The 18008-nt window shown below is 40.5% G+C and carries 15 protein-coding genes and 2 tRNA genes; all 17 read left to right on the forward strand.

The annotated features are described in order from the left end of the window. The first annotated feature begins 101 nt into the window (after positions 1–101). The 17 genes from ACFW35_RS06130 (at position 102) to tig (ending at position 17894) form a co-directional block, all read left to right on the forward strand. A complete protein-coding gene (locus ACFW35_RS06130) occupies positions 102–1148 on the forward strand; it encodes a GerMN domain-containing protein (protein WP_379844479.1) in 1047 nt (348 codons plus the stop codon). A gap of 99 nt (positions 1149–1247) precedes the next feature. Further along, a complete protein-coding gene (locus tag ACFW35_RS06135) occupies positions 1248–1856 on the forward strand; it encodes an XTP/dITP diphosphatase (protein WP_379844481.1) in 609 nt (202 codons plus the stop codon). Continuing rightward, positions 1841–2359: a metallophosphoesterase family protein gene (locus tag ACFW35_RS06140; protein WP_379844483.1), complete on the forward strand. Its 519-nt coding sequence runs from the start codon at positions 1841–1843 to the stop codon at positions 2357–2359. Before ACFW35_RS06135 ends, ACFW35_RS06140 begins: the two co-directional genes overlap by 16 nt. Positions 2360–2452: 93 nt before the next feature. Next, positions 2453–2526, forward strand: a tRNA-Gly gene (locus ACFW35_RS06145). A gap of 190 nt (positions 2527–2716) precedes the next feature. Continuing rightward, positions 2717–2793, forward strand: a tRNA-Arg gene (locus ACFW35_RS06150). Between the two features lie 325 nt (positions 2794–3118). Next, positions 3119–4021 carry a branched-chain-amino-acid transaminase gene (ilvE, locus tag ACFW35_RS06155; protein WP_379844484.1) on the forward strand — a complete coding sequence of 301 codons (903 nt, stop codon included), beginning with the start codon at positions 3119–3121 and terminating at the stop codon, positions 4019–4021. A gap of 24 nt (positions 4022–4045) precedes the next feature. Then, the gene (gene ilvD / locus ACFW35_RS06160) at positions 4046–5713 is read left to right on the forward strand and encodes a dihydroxy-acid dehydratase (RefSeq protein WP_379844486.1); all 1668 of its coding nucleotides are present in this window, start codon (positions 4046–4048) and stop codon (positions 5711–5713) included. 606 nt (positions 5714–6319) lie between these two features. After that, a complete protein-coding gene (gene ilvB / locus ACFW35_RS06165) occupies positions 6320–8038 on the forward strand; it encodes an acetolactate synthase large subunit (RefSeq protein ID WP_379844487.1) in 1719 nt (572 codons plus the stop codon). Next, a complete protein-coding gene (ilvN, locus tag ACFW35_RS06170; protein ID WP_066291458.1) occupies positions 8035–8553 on the forward strand; it encodes an acetolactate synthase small subunit in 519 nt (172 codons plus the stop codon). Before ilvB ends, ilvN begins: the two co-directional genes overlap by 4 nt. Before the next feature lie 15 nt (positions 8554–8568). Continuing rightward, positions 8569–9594, forward strand: a complete 1026-nt coding sequence (gene ilvC / locus ACFW35_RS06175) for a ketol-acid reductoisomerase (RefSeq protein ID WP_379844489.1) — start codon at positions 8569–8571, stop codon at positions 9592–9594. After that, entirely contained in the window at positions 9581–11122 is a 1542-nt protein-coding gene (locus ACFW35_RS06180) for a 2-isopropylmalate synthase (protein ID WP_379844490.1), read from the forward strand. Before ilvC ends, ACFW35_RS06180 begins: the two co-directional genes overlap by 14 nt. 18 nt (positions 11123–11140) lie before the next feature. Then, complete coding sequence (gene leuB / locus ACFW35_RS06185) at positions 11141–12235, forward strand: 3-isopropylmalate dehydrogenase (RefSeq protein ID WP_379844492.1); 1095 nt, start codon at positions 11141–11143, stop codon at positions 12233–12235. Between the two features lie 18 nt (positions 12236–12253). Then, the gene (gene leuC / locus ACFW35_RS06190; RefSeq protein WP_379844494.1) at positions 12254–13690 is read left to right on the forward strand and encodes a 3-isopropylmalate dehydratase large subunit; all 1437 of its coding nucleotides are present in this window, start codon (positions 12254–12256) and stop codon (positions 13688–13690) included. After that, positions 13677–14270 (forward strand): 3-isopropylmalate dehydratase small subunit, encoded by a 594-nt coding sequence (gene leuD / locus ACFW35_RS06195; RefSeq protein ID WP_379844495.1) that lies wholly within the window; start codon positions 13677–13679, stop codon positions 14268–14270. Before leuC ends, leuD begins: the two co-directional genes overlap by 14 nt. Positions 14271–14312: 42 nt before the next feature. Then, positions 14313–15263 (forward strand): threonine ammonia-lyase, encoded by a 951-nt coding sequence (gene ilvA, locus ACFW35_RS06200; protein WP_379844497.1) that lies wholly within the window; start codon positions 14313–14315, stop codon positions 15261–15263. Positions 15264–15477: 214 nt separating this feature from the next. After that, positions 15478–16494, forward strand: a complete 1017-nt coding sequence (locus tag ACFW35_RS06205) for a hypothetical protein (protein ID WP_379844498.1) — start codon at positions 15478–15480, stop codon at positions 16492–16494. Positions 16495–16601: 107 nt separating this feature from the next. After that, on the forward strand, positions 16602–17894 hold the full coding sequence (gene tig, locus ACFW35_RS06210) for a trigger factor (RefSeq protein ID WP_379844500.1): 1293 nt from the start codon (positions 16602–16604) through the stop codon (positions 17892–17894). The last annotated feature ends 114 nt before the right edge of the window (positions 17895–18008 follow it).

Raw genomic sequence — 18008 nt, forward strand, 5'->3', positions numbered from 1 at the left:
CACATTTTTGTGAAGCTGTTCTTTTTATTTTTGTACAAGTGGTCTATCAGAAGAAGATAGCTCGTATACATAATAGTACAAACCACTTGAGGAGGGAAAGTATGCGCAAAATAATGAAGTCAGGGGCTCCGCTGCTTTTTTTATCAGTGTCATTACTGGTATCAGGTTGCGGAATAGGGGGAGAGAAAGCAGGAACTGAGCTTGATCCCCCAAAAGTGAATTACGTGAAGGAAGGAAAGTCGCTTGATAAAAAAGAAAAAACATCCAAGACCGAGAGCACTCAAAAAAGACAGCTGTTTTTATTCGACAGCAACGGAATGGTTGTACCTCAAGTACTTGCTTTGCCGAAAAATGATGAAACGGCCAAGCAGGTTCTGCAATATCTTGTAAAAGATGGTCCGGTAAGCAATATGATTCCGAATGGCTTTCAAGCTGTATTACCAGCAGATACGGAAGTTCTATCGGTAAATATAAAAAAGGGTACAGCGACTGCAAACTTTTCAAAAGAATTTACGGAGTATAATGCAAAAGATGAAATGAAGATTCTTCAAGCCATAACATTTACACTTACACAGTTTGATAATATTAAAAAAGTAAAGATACAGATCGAAGGCAAGAACCAAAACTCAATGCCAGTAAATAATACACCTGTTGGAGAAGGTGTCAGCCGAGTAGATGGAATTAATCTTGAGAACGGCAGCGTAGCAGATATAACAAACAGTGAACTTGTAACACTTTACTTTTTAGCCCAGACACAAGATCAAACGTACTATGTGCCTGTAACACGCCGTGTAGCGAAAGAAGGAACCGACAAGGTCACAGCTACAATTGAACATCTAATAGACGGTCCTTCTGCTGAAAGCAACCTTCTGACTGATTTTAGAACGGATGTAAAACTATTGAGTACTCCTGTTGTAAAAGATGGAGTAGTTACGCTTAATTTCAACGGTGCTGTATTAGATAACAAAGAAGAAAGTATGATTGCAGATGAAGTATTAAATTCAATTGTTCTTTCTTTAACTGAGCTTTCGGAGGTTAAGAAAGTCGCCATAAAAGTAGATGGAAAGTCAAAGATCTTTACTGAGAAGGGAAAAGAGCTTACAGCCCCTGTTTCCCGTCCGAAAGAAGTTAATACAGGTGAATTTTAAATCAGCAACTGATGTGATAAAGTAAAGAGACGAGAAAATCGTCTCTTTTTTGTGCTTCACCAAGGTTTCTTTATTTACGATGATAGCGGAGGACTATATATGAAAATTTTAATTGCTACAAAAAACATAGGTAAAGTTAAAGAGTTTCAAGCCATGTTCAAAGATTTTGGTATTGAAGTCATATCGCTGCTTGACATAAAAAATAGTCCGGATGTTGAAGAAACTGGGGTTACTTTTGAAGAAAATGCGATTTTAAAGGCAGAAGCCATCTGCTCCATTATGAAAATTCCAGTTATCGCTGATGATTCAGGTCTTGAGGTAGATGCACTTGAAGGAAGACCGGGAGTTTATTCTGCAAGATATGCGGGAAGCGAGAAAAGTGATGAGGCTAACATGGATAAAGTTTTAAACGAACTTAGGGGAGTAGCTGAGCCGAATCGGACAGCACGTTTTGTTTGTGCATTAGCTTTTGCAAGACCCGACATAAAAACATTTGTTGTAAGAGGTACATGCGAAGGTGCAATCTTGTCAGAAAAACGGGGTACTGAAGGGTTTGGGTATGATCCGATCTTCTACCTTCCCCAATTAGATAGTTCCATGGCAGAGTTGTCGAAGGAAGAAAAGAATAAAATCAGTCACAGAGCTGTCGCATTGCAAAAATTAAAAGATTTTATCAGCAAGGAGGACATGCTATGGCAAAAGCCTTGATTGTTAGTGACAGTCATGGATTAAAAGAAGAATTAATTACGATAAAAAAGCGTCATGAGAATGAAATTGATCTAATGATCCATTGTGGAGATTCTGAACTTGAAACAAATGCCAAGGAGCTGTCTGGATATGTTACTGTAAGAGGTAATATGGACTTTCTTGGCAAGGATTTTCCGAATGAAGCTATTGAGATGCTTGGAAATAAGTGTTTGTATATTACTCACGGGCATTTATATGATGTAAAGATGTCTCATCTGTCTCTTGCTTATAGAGCAGAAGAAACAGGTGCCGGTATTGCCTGCTTCGGTCATTCGCATATTGCTGAGGCTTACGAACGGGAAGGAATGGTTTTTATCAATCCCGGAAGTATAAGACTGCCTAGAGGAACTTTTGAAAAAACGTATGCTATTTTAGAAGTTAATGATATCGATATTTCAGTAATTTTTTATTCACTGGAAGGAAAGCGAATCGACCATCTATCAAAAGGATTTAAAGGGAATTAAAGAGAAATCGCGAAAAAATAAAGAAATAGGTTGACTCTTTTGTAGATATCATGTATATTAAATTATGTCGTCGCGACAAGATCTAATATGTCTGCGGGTGTAGTTTAGTGGTAAAACAAGAGCCTTCCAAGCTCTGGTCGTGAGTTCGATTCTCATCACCCGCTCCATTTGTTTTTCTCACGTTCAAATGGCACAAAAGAGTTACATCTGAAGTTTACAGATCTTACATTTAAAAATGCATGTTATAAAAAACATATTTGTATCCACGGTCGACAGGTGGAACAAATCACTGTGTGCCCGCAGCGCATGGTAATTGCGGAAAGCGCATTGCTATGCGGAATGGGCTCCAATACATATGTCCCAGTAGCTCAGCTGGATAGAGCATACGCCTTCTAAGCGTACGGTCGGGAGTTCGAATCTCTCCTGGGACGCCATATAACTATTAACGTAATACATAATCAAACACGTTTCGTGTCCTCTATTAAAGGATACGAAGCGTGTTTTTTTATGTATTTTTTTGTGATTATTTCGTTTTGTTGTAAGCGCTTTAAAAATGTTTACAAACATAACTTTAAACTATATGTTTGCCTCAACCATGGGAATGAAAGCGCCTACAAAATATCAGAAAAGTCAGAATTGAATCATTTTAATGAAATTCATGGTTGACCCTGCTTTGATATGGGCGTAATATTGTCAACAATTATTAATTATTTTTAAAAAATTCTAATAATTCATTTTCCGAAGAAAAGGAGGATCACGATGCAGGAGCAATGGGTTTATGTAAATGGTGAGTACGTATTAAAAGACGATGCTAAGGTTTCAGTGTATGATCATGGTTTTTTATATGGAGATGGGGTGTTCGAAGGCATTCGAGTCTATAATGGCAACGTTTATAGGTTAGATGAACATCTTCAGCGCTTATACGAATCAGCTCAATCCATTATGCTAAATATTCCACACACGAAAGAAGAGTTAACAAACATCATTGTAGAAACGCTCCAGAAAAACCAATATCGTGATGCTTATATCCGATTAGTTGTTTCACGAGGTAAAGGCAATTTGGGTTTAGATCCGTTTACATGCGGAAAACCTGGAGTCATTGTAATTACAGAGCAGCTTGCTCTCTTTCCTAAAAAACTTTATGAAACAGGTCTTGAAATCATCACTGTTGCGAGCAGAAGAAACAGACCTGATGTATTAAGTCCAAAAGTGAAATCATTGAATTACTTAAATAATATTTTAGTAAAAATTGAAGCGAGCCTGGCAGGTGTTAGTGAAGCGCTGATGCTTAATGATCAAGGATATGTAGCAGAAGGTTCTGCAGATAATGTATTTATCGTTAAAGGAAACACGATCAAAACTCCTCCTGGCTATCTAGGAGCATTAGAAGGAATTACGAGAAACGCAATTGTTGAAATCGCTAATGAACTTGGATACAAAATGGTGGAAGAACCGTTTACTAGACATGATGTATACGTAGCTGATGAAGTCTTCCTTACCGGAACTGCTGCAGAAGTAATTGCAGTTGTAAAAGTTGACGGAAGGGTGATCGGAAACGGAGCACCTGGCGAACATACAAATAAATTATTAGCGGCCTTCAGGAAAAAAGTTGTTGAAGAAGGTGTAAAAGTTTATTCAGGACAGACCGTGCAAGCAGGATAAAAGTTGTATAGGAGTGTTTCAAACATGCGCAGTAATATGATCAAACAAGGAATAGATAGAGCCCCGCACAGAAGTCTTCTCCACGCAGCGGGTGTTGCACCAGAAGATATGGATAAACCATTTATCGGTGTTTGTAATTCCTATGTTGATATTATTCCGGGGCACATGCATTTAAATAAAGTGGGTCAGTGGGTTAAAGAAGCCATAAGGGAAGCAGGCGGTATACCATTTGAATTTAATACAATCGGTGTCGATGATGGCATCGCGATGGGGCATATCGGAATGCGCTACTCGCTTCCAAGCCGAGAAGTCATTGCAGATGCAGCAGAAACAGTAATCAACGCTCATTGGTTTGATGGCGTCTTTTATATTCCAAACTGCGACAAGATCACACCAGGTATGCTTATGGCGGCTGTAAGGACAAATGTTCCTGCCGTATTTGTTTCAGGCGGACCGATGGAAGCCGGAAAATCGCTGGCAGGAAAATCACTTTCACTTGCCTCGGTTTTTGAAGGTGTTGGCTCTCATTTAGCCGGAAAAATGACCCGAGAAGAGCTGCTGGAGCTTGAAACAAGTGCTTGTCCAACATGCGGATCTTGTTCAGGAATGTTTACAGCTAACAGTATGAATTCAATTATGGAAATGCTGGGAATTACTTTGCCGGGTAACGGAACAATCGTTGCAACATCCGATGAGCGGAGAGAGCTAATCCGTGATGCGGCAAATTCTCTCATGAATCTAGTAAAAGAGAATGTCCGCCCTAGAGATATTATTACGAAAGAAGCGATCGATGATGCTTTTGCACTCGACATGGCAATGGGAGGCTCGACTAACACAGTTCTCCATATGCTGGCGATAGCGAATGAAGCTGAAATTGAATACGATCTGACACGGATCAATGAAATTGCAGAAAGAATTCCATACTTGTCTAAAATCTCTCCTGCTTCGGATTATTCCATGCAGGACGTTCACCGAGCTGGAGGCGTAAGTGCGATCATCAATGAACTTTGCAAAATGGAAGATGCAATTCATAACGACCGTATTACGATTACGGGTGAAACTCTTCAAGAGAGGGTCCGTAACGCTGAGATTTTAGATGATGATGTCATTCGCCGAAGGGATAATGCTTATTCACCAGTTGGCGGGTTATCTATCCTTTATGGAAACATAGCACCAGATGGCTGTGTTATCAAAGTGGGAGCGGTTGACCCTTCAATCAAGACATTTCAGGGAGAAGCAATCGTTTATGAATCTCAGGACGAAGCGATCCAAGGAATCAACAATGGTGAAGTTCGAGAAGGCCATGTTGTAGTTATTCGCTATGAAGGACCTAAAGGTGGACCGGGAATGCCTGAGATGCTTACTCCGACATCTGCTATTGCAGGAATGGGATTAAGCACAAAAGTTGCTCTAATAACAGATGGCCGCTTTTCAGGGGCATCCAGAGGAATTTCTATCGGTCACATCTCACCGGAAGCTGCTCAAGGTGGTCCGATTGCATTTATCGAAAGTGGAGATCCGATATTAATTGATTTAGTAAATAGATCGATTCATGTAATGCAGACAGAAGATGAGTTGAAAGAAAGGAAACGAAACTGGGTTAAACCGGAGCCTAAGATTAAAAAAGGCTACTTAGCTCGTTACGCTGCTCTAGTTACTTCAGCCAATACTGGCGGAATCCTAAAAATTTAAAACCTTAAAACGATGACGGAGAACAATGGTAGATGTGGAATACACAGAGAGCCGGGTTGCTGTGAGCCGGTTATTCCTAATACCAGGACATCCCTCCTGAGTGTCCTTTTGAAAGAAACATGAGTAGGAAGGGCCAAGCGGTTATTTCCATTTTTAAACCGCTTGTTATCAAATGACGGCTTGTCCGTCACGAGGCGGTTTCTTTATACGAAGTTACCGTGAAAAAGGGTGGTACCGTGAAAATGAAACTTTTTCACCCCTTTGGATAGGATTTTCCTGTCCATTTGGGGTGGGGAAGTTTTTTTAATGGCTGTTTTCTAAAAGACTGTTGCTATTAGAAGCGGTTGATTTACGCTCCAGGTGCTCGCTTTCCACGGGGCGTGCGGTGAGCCTCCTCTGTGCAATGCACAGTTAGGAGTCTCACCTGTCACCCTGATCCCGCAGGACAAGGAAGGCTTCGACAGCGTTACATCGCACGAAGAAAATGTGAATTTCATTTTCGAGGAGTCTCGCACCTTTCGCTCCAATCAACTTGTCAACGATGTCTTTAGAAAAGAGTCTCTTTCTTAAAAATAAAAGGGTTCAAAAGATGAAGGAGGAATGAAAATGAAGGCCAGTTGGGTGGCTGAACAAAAAACAGTTGAATCTTCATTAGTCTCTGGCGCTGAACTATTTATTCAAGGACTGAAGAATGAAAAGGTAGAAGTTGTTTTTGGGTATCCAGGAGGTGCGGTGCTTCCGATATATGATGCTCTTTACAAAGCAGAAATGAAGCATGTACTAACAAGGCACGAACAAGGTGCGATTCACGCGGCTCAAGGCTATGCGAGAGTGACTGGAAACCCAGGTGTAGTGCTTGCGACTTCAGGTCCAGGTGCTACCAACCTTGTAACCGGCATTGCTGATGCCATGATTGATTCTATCCCACTTGTTATTTTTACCGGGCAAGTGGCTACAAAAGTAATTGGAACTGATGCTTTTCAAGAAGCGGATATTGTAGGGATTACGATGCCGATCACAAAGCACAATTATCAAGTGCAAAAGGCGGAGGATCTGCCTCGGATCATGAAAGAAGCTTTTCATATTGCGAACACTGGCAGAAAAGGACCAGTGTTAATCGATATACCAAAAGACATCGCAGTAAATAAAGCGCCTTTAAAAGAGGTTTTAGACATCCATCTGCCCGGTTATCAGCCGACTTTGAAACCAAACATCCTCCAAGTAAAAAGGCTGAACGAAGCTTTGCAGATGGCAAAGAAGCCTGTTCTCCTTACAGGAGCAGGAGTACTTGCTGCTAATGCTGAGGAAGAACTTTTAGCCTTTTCGGAATATTATCAGATTCCTGTTGTTCAAACACTGCTAGGACTTGGAGGTTTCCCGGCAGATCATCCTTTATGCTACGGAATGGCAGGTATGCATGGCACATATGCAGCAAATATGGCGCTCTATGATTGCGATCTTTTAATAGGTATTGGTGCTAGATTTGATGACCGGTTAACCGGAAATCTAGAGCATTTTGCTAAAAAAGCGGTCGTTGCGCATATCGATATAGATCCCGCGGAGATCGGAAAAAATGTTCCGACAGAGATACCTATTGTAGGGTGTGCCAAAGAAACCTTATCTGCTTTAAACCATACATGGGGTGAAAAAGGCAATTCGAACGAATGGGTGATACAGCTTTCAAAATACAGAAGCGAGCTTCCACTCACGTATAAATCCAATGATAAAGAATTAAAACCGCAAAAATTAATGGAGATTTTACACGAAGTTACAAAAGGTGCTGCAATCGTTTCGACAGATGTTGGACAGCATCAAATGTGGGCAGCACAATATTATACGTTTTCAACTTCAAACAGATGGATTACATCTGGAGGATTAGGAACGATGGGCTTTGGCTTTCCGGCTGCAATAGGAGCGAAAGTAGGAAGACCAGATCTTCCGGTAGTCGCCGTTGTAGGAGACGGAGGATTCCAGATGACCTTGCAGGAACTGGGTGTTCTGCAGGATTGGGAACTTCCGGTGATCGTGGTGATTGTTAACAACAAATCACTAGGTATGGTCCGGCAATGGCAGGAGATTTTTTACGAAAAAAGATACTCGCATTCTCTCCTTGATATACAGCCTGATTTTGTAAAATTGGCAGCAGCATATGGGATTGAAGGCAGGCGTGCTGAAAACGAAGCTGAAGTAAGGGAGGCATTAGAGGCTGCACTTTCTTCAAAAAAACCTTTCGTATTAGATTGCGCAGTATCGGCTGATGAAAATGTATATCCGATGATTGCTCCAGGAAAAGGACTTCATGAAATGATTGGAGTGAGAGGATGAGACGTATTATTTCTGCAACAGTGTTAAACGAAAGCGGTGTTCTGAATCGCTTAACTGGTTTGCTTACAAAAAGGCAATTTAACATTGAAAACATTACAGTTGGACATACGGAGGACCCTGCCGTTTCAAAAGTGACTTTGACAGTTTGGGTTGAGGATGACAGAAAAGCCGAACAGCTGGTTAAACAGCTTCATAAGCAGATCAATATTTTAAAAGTCCGTGACCTCACAAATATGGCTCTTGTTTCAAGAGAGCTGGCACTTATTAAAGTATTAACCACTCCGGATACACGAAGTGAAATAAAAATGCTGATTGAACCATTCAGGGCTACAGTTCTCGATGTTTCATTAGAGAACGTAACGCTGGAAGTAACCGGCGACAGTGAAAAAGTAGATGCTCTGATAGAACTGCTTCGTCCTTATGGAATCAAAGAGATTTCAAGAACTGGCATTACAGCTATTCCAAGAGGAACACAAAAGAAAGTTTTGGAGCTTCACCCCTATTCTATTATGTAAAGGAGACTATTAAAAATGGCTAAAGTATATTACGAAAACGAACTATCAAATGATGTATTAAAAAATAAGAAGGTAGCAGTAGTTGGTTATGGTTCACAAGGGCATGCACACGCACTGAACTTAAAAGACAGCGGCTATGATGTTGTAGTTGGTGTCAGAGAAGGAAGATCTTTTGATGAAGCAGTTAAAGACGGATTTGAAGTATATCCCGTTCGCGAGGCCGCTCGTCTAGCCGACGTTGTTATGGTATTGCTTCCGGATGAAAGACAGCCTGAGGTATATAAAAATGAAATTCTGCCAGAACTTTCTCCAGGAAATGCTCTTGTATTTGCACATGGATTCAATGTTCATTATCACCAAGTTGTACCACCTGAAGAGGTGGATGTGTTCTTGGTCGCCCCTAAAGGTCCGGGTCATCTAGTACGCAGGACTTTTGAAGCGGGTGAAGGGGTACCTGCATTGTTTGCGGTTTACCAAGACGCTACAGGTACTGCTAGAGAAACTGCTCTTTCTTACGCAAAAGGCATTGGTTCAGCCCGTGCTGGTGTACTGGAAACAAGCTTTCAGGAAGAAACCGAAACAGATTTATTTGGAGAACAGGCTGTACTCTGCGGCGGATTAACTTCACTTGTTAAAGCTGGATTTGAAACACTTACGGAAGCAGGATATCAGCCAGAGGTTGCTTACTTCGAATGTCTGCATGAGTTAAAGCTCATCGTTGACCTTATGTATGAAGGCGGATTAGAAGGAATGAGACATTCTATCTCTGACACCGCTCAATGGGGAGATTTCCAGTCAGGTCCCCGTGTTATTGATGGCAGAGTAAAAGAATCGATGAAGGAAGTATTAAAAGATGTTCAATCTGGTGAGTTCGCAAAGAATTGGATCTTGGAAAACCAAGCGAATCGTCCTGTATTCCATGTAGTAAATTATCAGGAAAAAAATCACCCAATCGAAAAAGTAGGGAGGGAATTACGTGCGATGATGCCGTTTGTTAAAGCAAAACAAAAGAAGGGGGCTGTCATCAGTGCGAACAATTGAAATCTTTGATACGACGCTGCGTGATGGAGAACAAACAGCGGGTGTTAATTTAAATACAGAAGAAAAAATAGAGATTGCAAAAAGGCTTGAAAGATTAGGTGTAGATGTTATGGAGGCTGGCTTTCCTGCAGCCTCTAAAGGAGATTTAGATGCAGTAAAAAAGGTGGCATCTATTATTAAAAATTCCTCTGTGACAGGTTTGGCAAGGTCGAATCAATCAGATATCGATCACGCATGGGAAGCATTGAAAGAGTCTGAAGAACCGAGGCTGCATGTATTTATCGCAACTTCTCCGATTCATATGACTTACAAATTGAAAAAAACACCTGATCAAGTGGTGGAAGCTGCAGTTGAAGCGGTTAAATATTCAAAGAAGAAATTCCCGGTTGTTCAATGGTCTGCAGAAGATGCATGCAGGTCAGATCTTGTTTTCCTCGCACGAATTGTTGAAAAAGTTATCGATGCAGGGGCGAGCATAATCAATATCCCTGATACAGTGGGATTCACGAATCCGGAAGAATACGGGAAAATATTCCGCTATCTATTAAATAATGTACCGAACATACAAAAAGCTGTTTTATCTGCTCACTGTCATGATGATCTTGGAATGGCTGTGGCAAATTCACTTTCAGCTGTTGAGAACGGAGCAAATCAGATCGAATGCACGATCAATGGGATCGGAGAAAGAGCTGGAAATGCTTCTTTAGAAGAGATTGCTGTAGCGTTAGCCATCAGAGAAGACTTTTATCAGGCTAAAACCAACCTGGTGTTAAAGGAGATCAGCCGTACAAGTCAGCTAGTCAGCCGTCTAACAGGAATTGCGGTTCCTCCAAATAAAGCTGTTGTGGGCAAGAATGCTTTTGCTCATGAGTCGGGTATTCATCAAGATGGCGTGCTAAAAGAAAAATCGACCTATGAAATCATTACACCTGAGCTTGTCGGAGTACCTTCTAACCAGTTAGTGCTTGGCAAGCATTCTGGCCGTCATGCATTTAGAGATTATTTAGCCAAATTAGGCTTTCAGCCAGAAGAAAGCAAAATAAAAGTTTTGTTTGAAGATTTCAAATTACTTGCTGACCGGAAAAAAGAAATGACAGAAGAAGATATTTTCGCACTTTTAATTGATCATAGAATTCAGCCGGAAGTTCCGCTTTACCAATTAAAAGATTTACAGGTGAACTATGGAACTAACCAGATTCCTACTGCGACATTAAGACTCCTAACTCCTGATGGAAAGGTGATTCAGGATGCTGCAACAGGTTCTGGAAGCGTAGAAGCTATTTATAATACTCTCGGAAAAATGCTTCCATCATCATTGAAACTGAAGGATTACCGTATTCAATCTGTTGGAGCCGGCAGGGATGCACTTGCTCAAGTGTTTGTGCAGATCGTCTGTGATGGGCATGAAATCAACGGAAGCGGTACAGCGCAGGATGTTCTTGAAGCTTCTGCTAAAGCTTATGTTCATGCATTTAATAAACTTCAGCTTCATTCAGATAAAACAAACTATGAAAGAATGAGCATTTAATTTAGGGAGGGATGTTAGATGAAAAAGAAGATAACAGTTTTGCCTGGTGACGGAATCGGTCCTGAAGTGATGAAGGGAGCTCTGCAAGTATTAGACGGTGTTGCTGCAAGATTCGGCCACGAATTTCAAACAACAAAAAAATTGTTTGGAGGTACAGCCATTGACCAAATTGGCAAACCTTTGCCTGACGATACTTTAGAAACTTGTAAAAATAGTGATGCAGTTCTGCTAGGAGCAGTTGGAGGACCTAAATGGGACGGTCAAACTGTGAGACCCGAACAAGGACTTTTGGCATTAAGAAAAGAATTGAATGTGTTTGCCAATTTAAGACCTGTTACAGTCTTTCCTGGTCTTGAAAATCTATCTCCCCTTAAATCAAACAGAGTTAAAGGTGCGGATTTTGTATTTGTAAGAGAATTAACGGGTGGAATCTACTTTTCAGAGCCGAAAACAAGAGACGAAAAACTTGCTGTTGATACGCTTTCTTATACGAGGGAAGAAATTACAAGAATTATTGAAAAAGCGTATGAATTGGCGAGAGTGAGAAGAAGAAAAGTTACTTCAGTTGATAAAGCGAATGTTCTGGAGACAAGTAAGCTGTGGAGAGAAATCGTTGAAGAAACAGCAAAGAAATACAGCGATGTTGAAACAGAGCATTTACTAGTTGACTATGCTGCAATGAGGATGATCAGCAGTCCTACAAGTTTTGATGTCGTTGTAACTGAAAACATGTTTGGTGACATTTTATCTGATGAAGCATCTGTTATTCCAGGATCTCTTGGCATGATGCCTTCTGCTTCTCTTAGTCAAAAGGGTCCCGGCCTGTATGAACCGATTCATGGTTCAGCACCAGATATTGCTGGAAGCGGGAAAGCGAATCCTATTGGAATGATTTTAAGTACAGCTATGATGCTGCGCCATTCGTTCAAGCTCGAAAAAGAAGCTGCTGCTGTTGAACTGGCAGTTTTTGAAACATTGCAAGCAGGGTACCGAACGCAAGATATTTATGATGGAACGGGCAATCTTGTTTCCACGAAAGAGATGGTTAATCAGATTCATTTCAGGATGATTGAAGATTCAACAAGTGCAACACTGCTTGAGGTGTATGTGTAAGAAGGGAGGACAGAGCCATTGGGTAAAACAATAATAGATAAATTATGGGATAGTCATGTTGTAGCAAAAGAAGTGAATAAACCCGACCTCTTATATATTGATCTGCATTTGCTTCATGAAGTCACTTCTCCACAGGCGTTTGCTGGTTTAAGAGAAAAGAACAGGAAGGTAAGAAGACCAGATCTATGTTTCGCCACTATGGATCATAATATCCCGACAGTAGACCGGTTCAATATTAAAGATGATACCTCTCGACTTCAAGTTCAGACGCTCGAAAAAAACTGTGAAGAATTCGAGATTAAACTGGAGGGACTTGATTCCCTTCAGCAAGGAATCGTTCATGTAATCGGTCCTGAACTGGGGCTGACTCTTCCCGGGAAAACGATTGTTTGCGGCGACAGCCATACCTCGACACATGGAGCATTTGGAGCACTTGCCTTTGGAATCGGCACGAGTGAAGTAGAACATGTTTTGGCTACGCAAACGCTCTGGCAGAACAAACCAAAACAGATGAACGTAAAGATTGAAGGGGAGCTGGGCTATGGAGTTACAGCAAAAGATATAATTTTATGGTTTATCGCCAATTATGGTACAAATGCAGGAACAGGCTACATCATTGAATTTTCAGGGAGTACAGTTCGTGATTTTACGATGGAAGAAAGAATGACGCTTTGTAATATGTCAATTGAAGCAGGTGCAAAGGCCTCTGTTATTGCGCCGGACGAAAAAACGTTCAGCTATATTCAGGGGAAACCTTATGCCCCAAAAGAAAGTGAGTTTAACGCAAAATGCGAGGCTTGGAAAAAGCTTGTTTCAGATACTGATGCATTATTTGATCATGTAATCGAAATTAATGCTACTGACATTGAACCTATGATTACATGGGGAACTACTCCATCTATGTGCCTGCCGATAAGCGGGCAGATTCCCGCAGCAGAATCGTATTTATCAATAGAAGAAAAGCAATCGATAGAGAGCGCACTCTCTTATATGGGTTTTCATGGTCATGAAAGGTTAGAAGATGTAGAGGTACAGCATGTTTTTATCGGCTCATGCACGAACTCCAGATTAAGTGATTTAATAGAAGCTTCAGCTGTGGTTGAAGGTGAAAAGGTTCATCCTGATGTGAGGGCTATCGTTGTACCGGGGTCACAATCGGTAAAACGGGAAGCAGAAAGTCTGGGGATTCATAAGATTTTCCTGAATGCAGGTTTTGAATGGCGGGACTCTGGCTGTTCTATGTGTTTAGGGATGAATGATGACATTGTTCCTGAAGGGGAAAGATGTGCATCTACTTCGAACCGGAACTTTGCCGGAAGACAAGGAAAAGGAGCAAGAACGCATCTCGTTAGTCCGATTATGGCCGCCGCAGCTGCAATTAACGGGAAATTTACGGATGTCCGATCAATGCTGCAAACAAAAAATCCGGAGGTGGACCGATATGTCGGGATTTAAAACACATACGGGAAAAGCCGCTTTCTTAAAAAGGGACCACGTGGATACCGATCAAATTATCCCGAAACAATTTTTGAAAAAAATCGATAAAGCGGGATATGGAGAATTTTTGTTCTTTGATTGGAGATATCATTCACAAGGACAAGAAAATCCGGATTTTGACCTTAATAAAGAAGAAACAAGAGGTTCTTCTATTTTAATTACAGGTAAGAACTTTGGATGCGGTTCATCTAGAGAACATGCCCCCTGGGCGCTAAAAGATTATGGTTTTGATATTATTATTGCAGAGAGTTTCGCAGATATTTTTTTTAATAACTGTGTACAAAATGGCATTTTGCCAATAAGGCTTTCGGCAAATGAGATTCATCAATTAAATACCGATCGTTCCGCAGCTGTTATCCATCACTTAACCGTCAGTTTGGAGAACCAGCAAGTTGTGAATGAACGCGGTGACCGGATTGATTTCGAATTCGATCCGTATTGGAAAAAGATGCTCTTAAATGGCTGGGACGAAATTTCAGTAACACTTCAATATGAAGATAAAATAAAAAAATTTGAATTTGAAAGGATTGTGAATTGACATGGGGATTTAACAGTCACGAATGAAAGGTTGTTTCATGCGATGGAGGAAGTCTCGAAAATTGCACACCGTACACCTTTAAAACAATCTGCTACTTTAAACAAGTGGACGGGCGGCAAGGTTTATATGAAGTTAGAAAACCTTCAAAAAACAGGGTCGTTTAAATTAAGAGGTGCTTATTATAAAGTTTCTACTCTCAACGACTTTGAAGCTGCTCGAGGTGTAATTGCAGCTTCTGCAGGAAATCATGCGCAAGGCTTGGCTCTTTCATGTTCTAAACGGGGCATTAAGTCAAAAATCTTTATGCCGGAAAATGCTCCTCTATCTAAAATAGAAGCTGTAAAGTCTTATGGAGCAGATATCGTATTGCACGGTGAAAACTATCAAGCTGCCTTTGAAGCTGCTAAAAGGGAAGAACAATTGAACGGATCTAAGTTTGTTCATGCCTTTGACGATTATGACGTTATTGCAGGACAAAGTACAGTAGCGCTTGAAATGCTGCAGCAAAAGCCTGAATTGAAAACGATCATCGTCCCTGTTGGTGGAGGAGGTCTTCTTGCTGGCATCAGTCTAGCGGTTAAAAGGCTGAGACCGGACGTCCGAGTCATTGGGGTTCAATCTGCAAATGCGAGTGCCGTCTATCAAGCATTCACAGGTGCGAATGTAAAAACATTGTCCCGTTCTTCGATAGCAGATGGAATTGCGGTGAAAAAACCAGGAGAGCTTACAGTCCCCATGATTTCAAAATATGTAGATGAAATGGTTACCGTAACAGAAGAACAGATTGCATTTGCGATGATGTTCATGCTGGAGCGTGAAAAAGTAGTAGTTGAAGGAGCAGGTGCGGCGAGCCTTGCAGCTGTACTTTTTAATAATCAACTCGCTATAGATCAAAAAGTAGGCGTGATTATTAGCGGCGGTAATGTCGATCCTCACAAATGGTCACAATACAAAGGAATGGCTGACAAACTTAACATGAAACGGATCAGCTGATATTAAGAAAACTCTTAAAGGAGAACTTGCTCCTTTAAGAGTTTTTTATATGATTATTTAAACTTTTTCTCTTTACCTGTGGATTTCGTGTATTTCTCAAAGAGAATCATCCTTCTATAGATGCTGAGCGAATGGGAATAGCCACCCGTTTCTTGAGTTCCGAAGTCGAAACTGATATTCTTTAGTCAAATCTATACGGAAGCGGAGAATTGTGATGACAAACGACAAGGAAAACAAAAACAATATCATTCGGTTTCCAAATTTAACAGGTCGGCTTTTAGAAAAAGGTATGGATTCTTTGAAAAATAAGCATTACGATGAATCGCTGTCTTGTTTTGAACAGCTGCTGCATACGGATCCGATGCATTCACAAGGAAATCTCGGACTTGTCTTAAGTTTGGTCGAGTTAGGAAGATTGCAGGAAGCAAAAACACGCTGTGACAGGATGCTTAAAGAGGGAATTGGGGAGTATTATGATGTGCTTCAAATCTATTTAAGCATACTTGTTCAATTATCAGAGTACATAACGGTCGTATCAGTTATTGAAGCAGTTTTAGAAGAACAAAAAATCCCGGCTGATAAAGCAGAAACCTTCTATCAGCTCCTTCAATTCAGCAGGAAGGTCATCGAACAAGAAGGAGTTCCAGAAGTAAAGATAAATCCTGAAGAAACAGTGTCAAATGAAAATCCTAATTTAAGTGCTTTAAAGGATATGCTCCAAAGTGAAAGAGCGGACTCTCAATGGATGGCAGTTCAACAGCTAAAAAAACTGGGACCCGAATTAACGGTGCCTTTATTTGAATCTTTTTTGCTTGATGAATCGAAACACCCAGCTGTAAAAAGTTTAATTCTCCAATATTTAAAAGAAAATCAAATTAATAAAGTCGTCAAGCTTGAAAAGTATGGCCGGGTAGAGGATGTAGAAATCCAGGAATTAATGGAATGGAACGAACATCCCTTTTATAAGGAAGTAAAAGCTTTAATTCAAGATGAATTGGAACAAGAAAACCCGTCTTTACTTGATATAGCATTGGCTGTCTGGAAGGACTACACGTTAGCGATTTATCCATTCGTTCCTCAGCCGGAAAATAAACTTTTGTGGTTCGAAGCTTCTGTAATAGCTGCTTCTGTCTTATGCGGAATTGAAGAAGACATGGAAAATGAAGACTCTGAAATACAGAAAGCAGTAAAGCTTCTGGTCGAACTGGAAAGATTTTATTTGCAGACTTGATGAGAAAGTGATGTAACTTGTTGAAATACAGTACGTCTATGCTATAATGGAATGGTTGTAATCTATATGATATTTATGGAAATACCGATGTTGGAGGGAATATATTAATGAGTGCTAAATGGGAAAAGTTAGAAGGTAATCAAGGTGTCTTAACTGTTGAAGTTGAGGCTTCTGAAGTAGATACAGCGCTAGACCAAGCGTTTAAAAAAGTGGTTAAACAGGTAAACGTGCCAGGTTTCCGTAAAGGGAAAATGCCGCGCAGACTTTTTGAACAACGTTTTGGTGTAGAGTCTCTTTACCAAGATGCTTTAGACATTTTATTGCCAAAAGCTTATGGTGATGCAGTTCAAGAAACAGGAATCGAGCCTGTAGATCGTCCAGAAGTTGATATCGAAAAAATGGAGCAAGGAAGCAACCTTGTATTCACTGCTAAAGTAATCGTTAAGCCGGAAGTTAAACTTGGCGAGTACAAAGGTCTTGAAGTTGAAAAAACTGAAACTGAAGTAACTGATGAAGATGTTCAAAACGAACTTACTCGTTTACAAGAACAACAAGCTGAATTAGTTGTTAAAGAAGATGGTGCTATTGAGAATGGCGACACTGTAAACCTGGATTTCGAAGGATTTGTTGACGGAGAAGCTTTCGAAGGCGGAAAAGCTGAAAACTATTCATTAGAAATTGGATCTGGTTCATTCATTCCAGGATTTGAAGAACAACTAGTTGGTGAAAAAGCTGGAGCGGAAAAAGATGTTAACGTTTCTTTCCCTGAAGAGTACCATGCTGAAGAATTAGCTGGTAAGCCTGCAGTTTTCAAAGTGAAAATTCATGACATCAAATCAAAACAGCTTCCAGAACTTAACGATGAGTTCGCAAAAGAAGCTGAAGGCGATGCTGAAACACTTGAAGACTTGAAAAAAGAACTTCGTACGAAGCTTGAAGAAAGCAAAAAACAAGAAGCCGAAAATCAAACACGTGAAACTGTGATTGAAAAAGCTTCTGAAAATGCTGAAATCGAAATTCCAGAAGCTATGGTTAACACTGAGCTAGACCGTATGGTTCAAGAGTTTGGTCAACGCCTTCAAATGCAAGGCATGAACCTTGACCTTTACTACCAGTTCTCTGGAACAAGTGAAGAAGCACTTCGTGAGCAAATGAAAGAAGACGCTCAGAAGCGTGTTCGTACAAACCTTGTACTAGAAGCAATTGTTGAAGCAGAAAACATTGAAGTTTCTGAAGAAGAAATCGATGCAGAGCTTAACAAGATGGCTGAAATGTACAAGATGGAAGTTGAACAAATTAAGCAAATGCTTGCTATGCAAGGTGGAAACGATGCAGTTGCTGCTGACTTAAAAGTCCGCAAAGCAATCGACTTCCTTGTTGAAAACAGCAAAACAGTTTAATTACAATAATATCAATGCAAGAAATGAAACAAGGCGCGATTCTTACTATCGTGCCTTGTTTTGCAATACATAACATTATTTAGGTATTTTCTACTGCTATTTGAAAAATAGGTT

This window comes from Fictibacillus sp. NPDC058756 (assembly GCF_042746035.1).
GTDB lineage: Bacteria > Bacillota > Bacilli > Bacillales > Fictibacillaceae > Fictibacillus.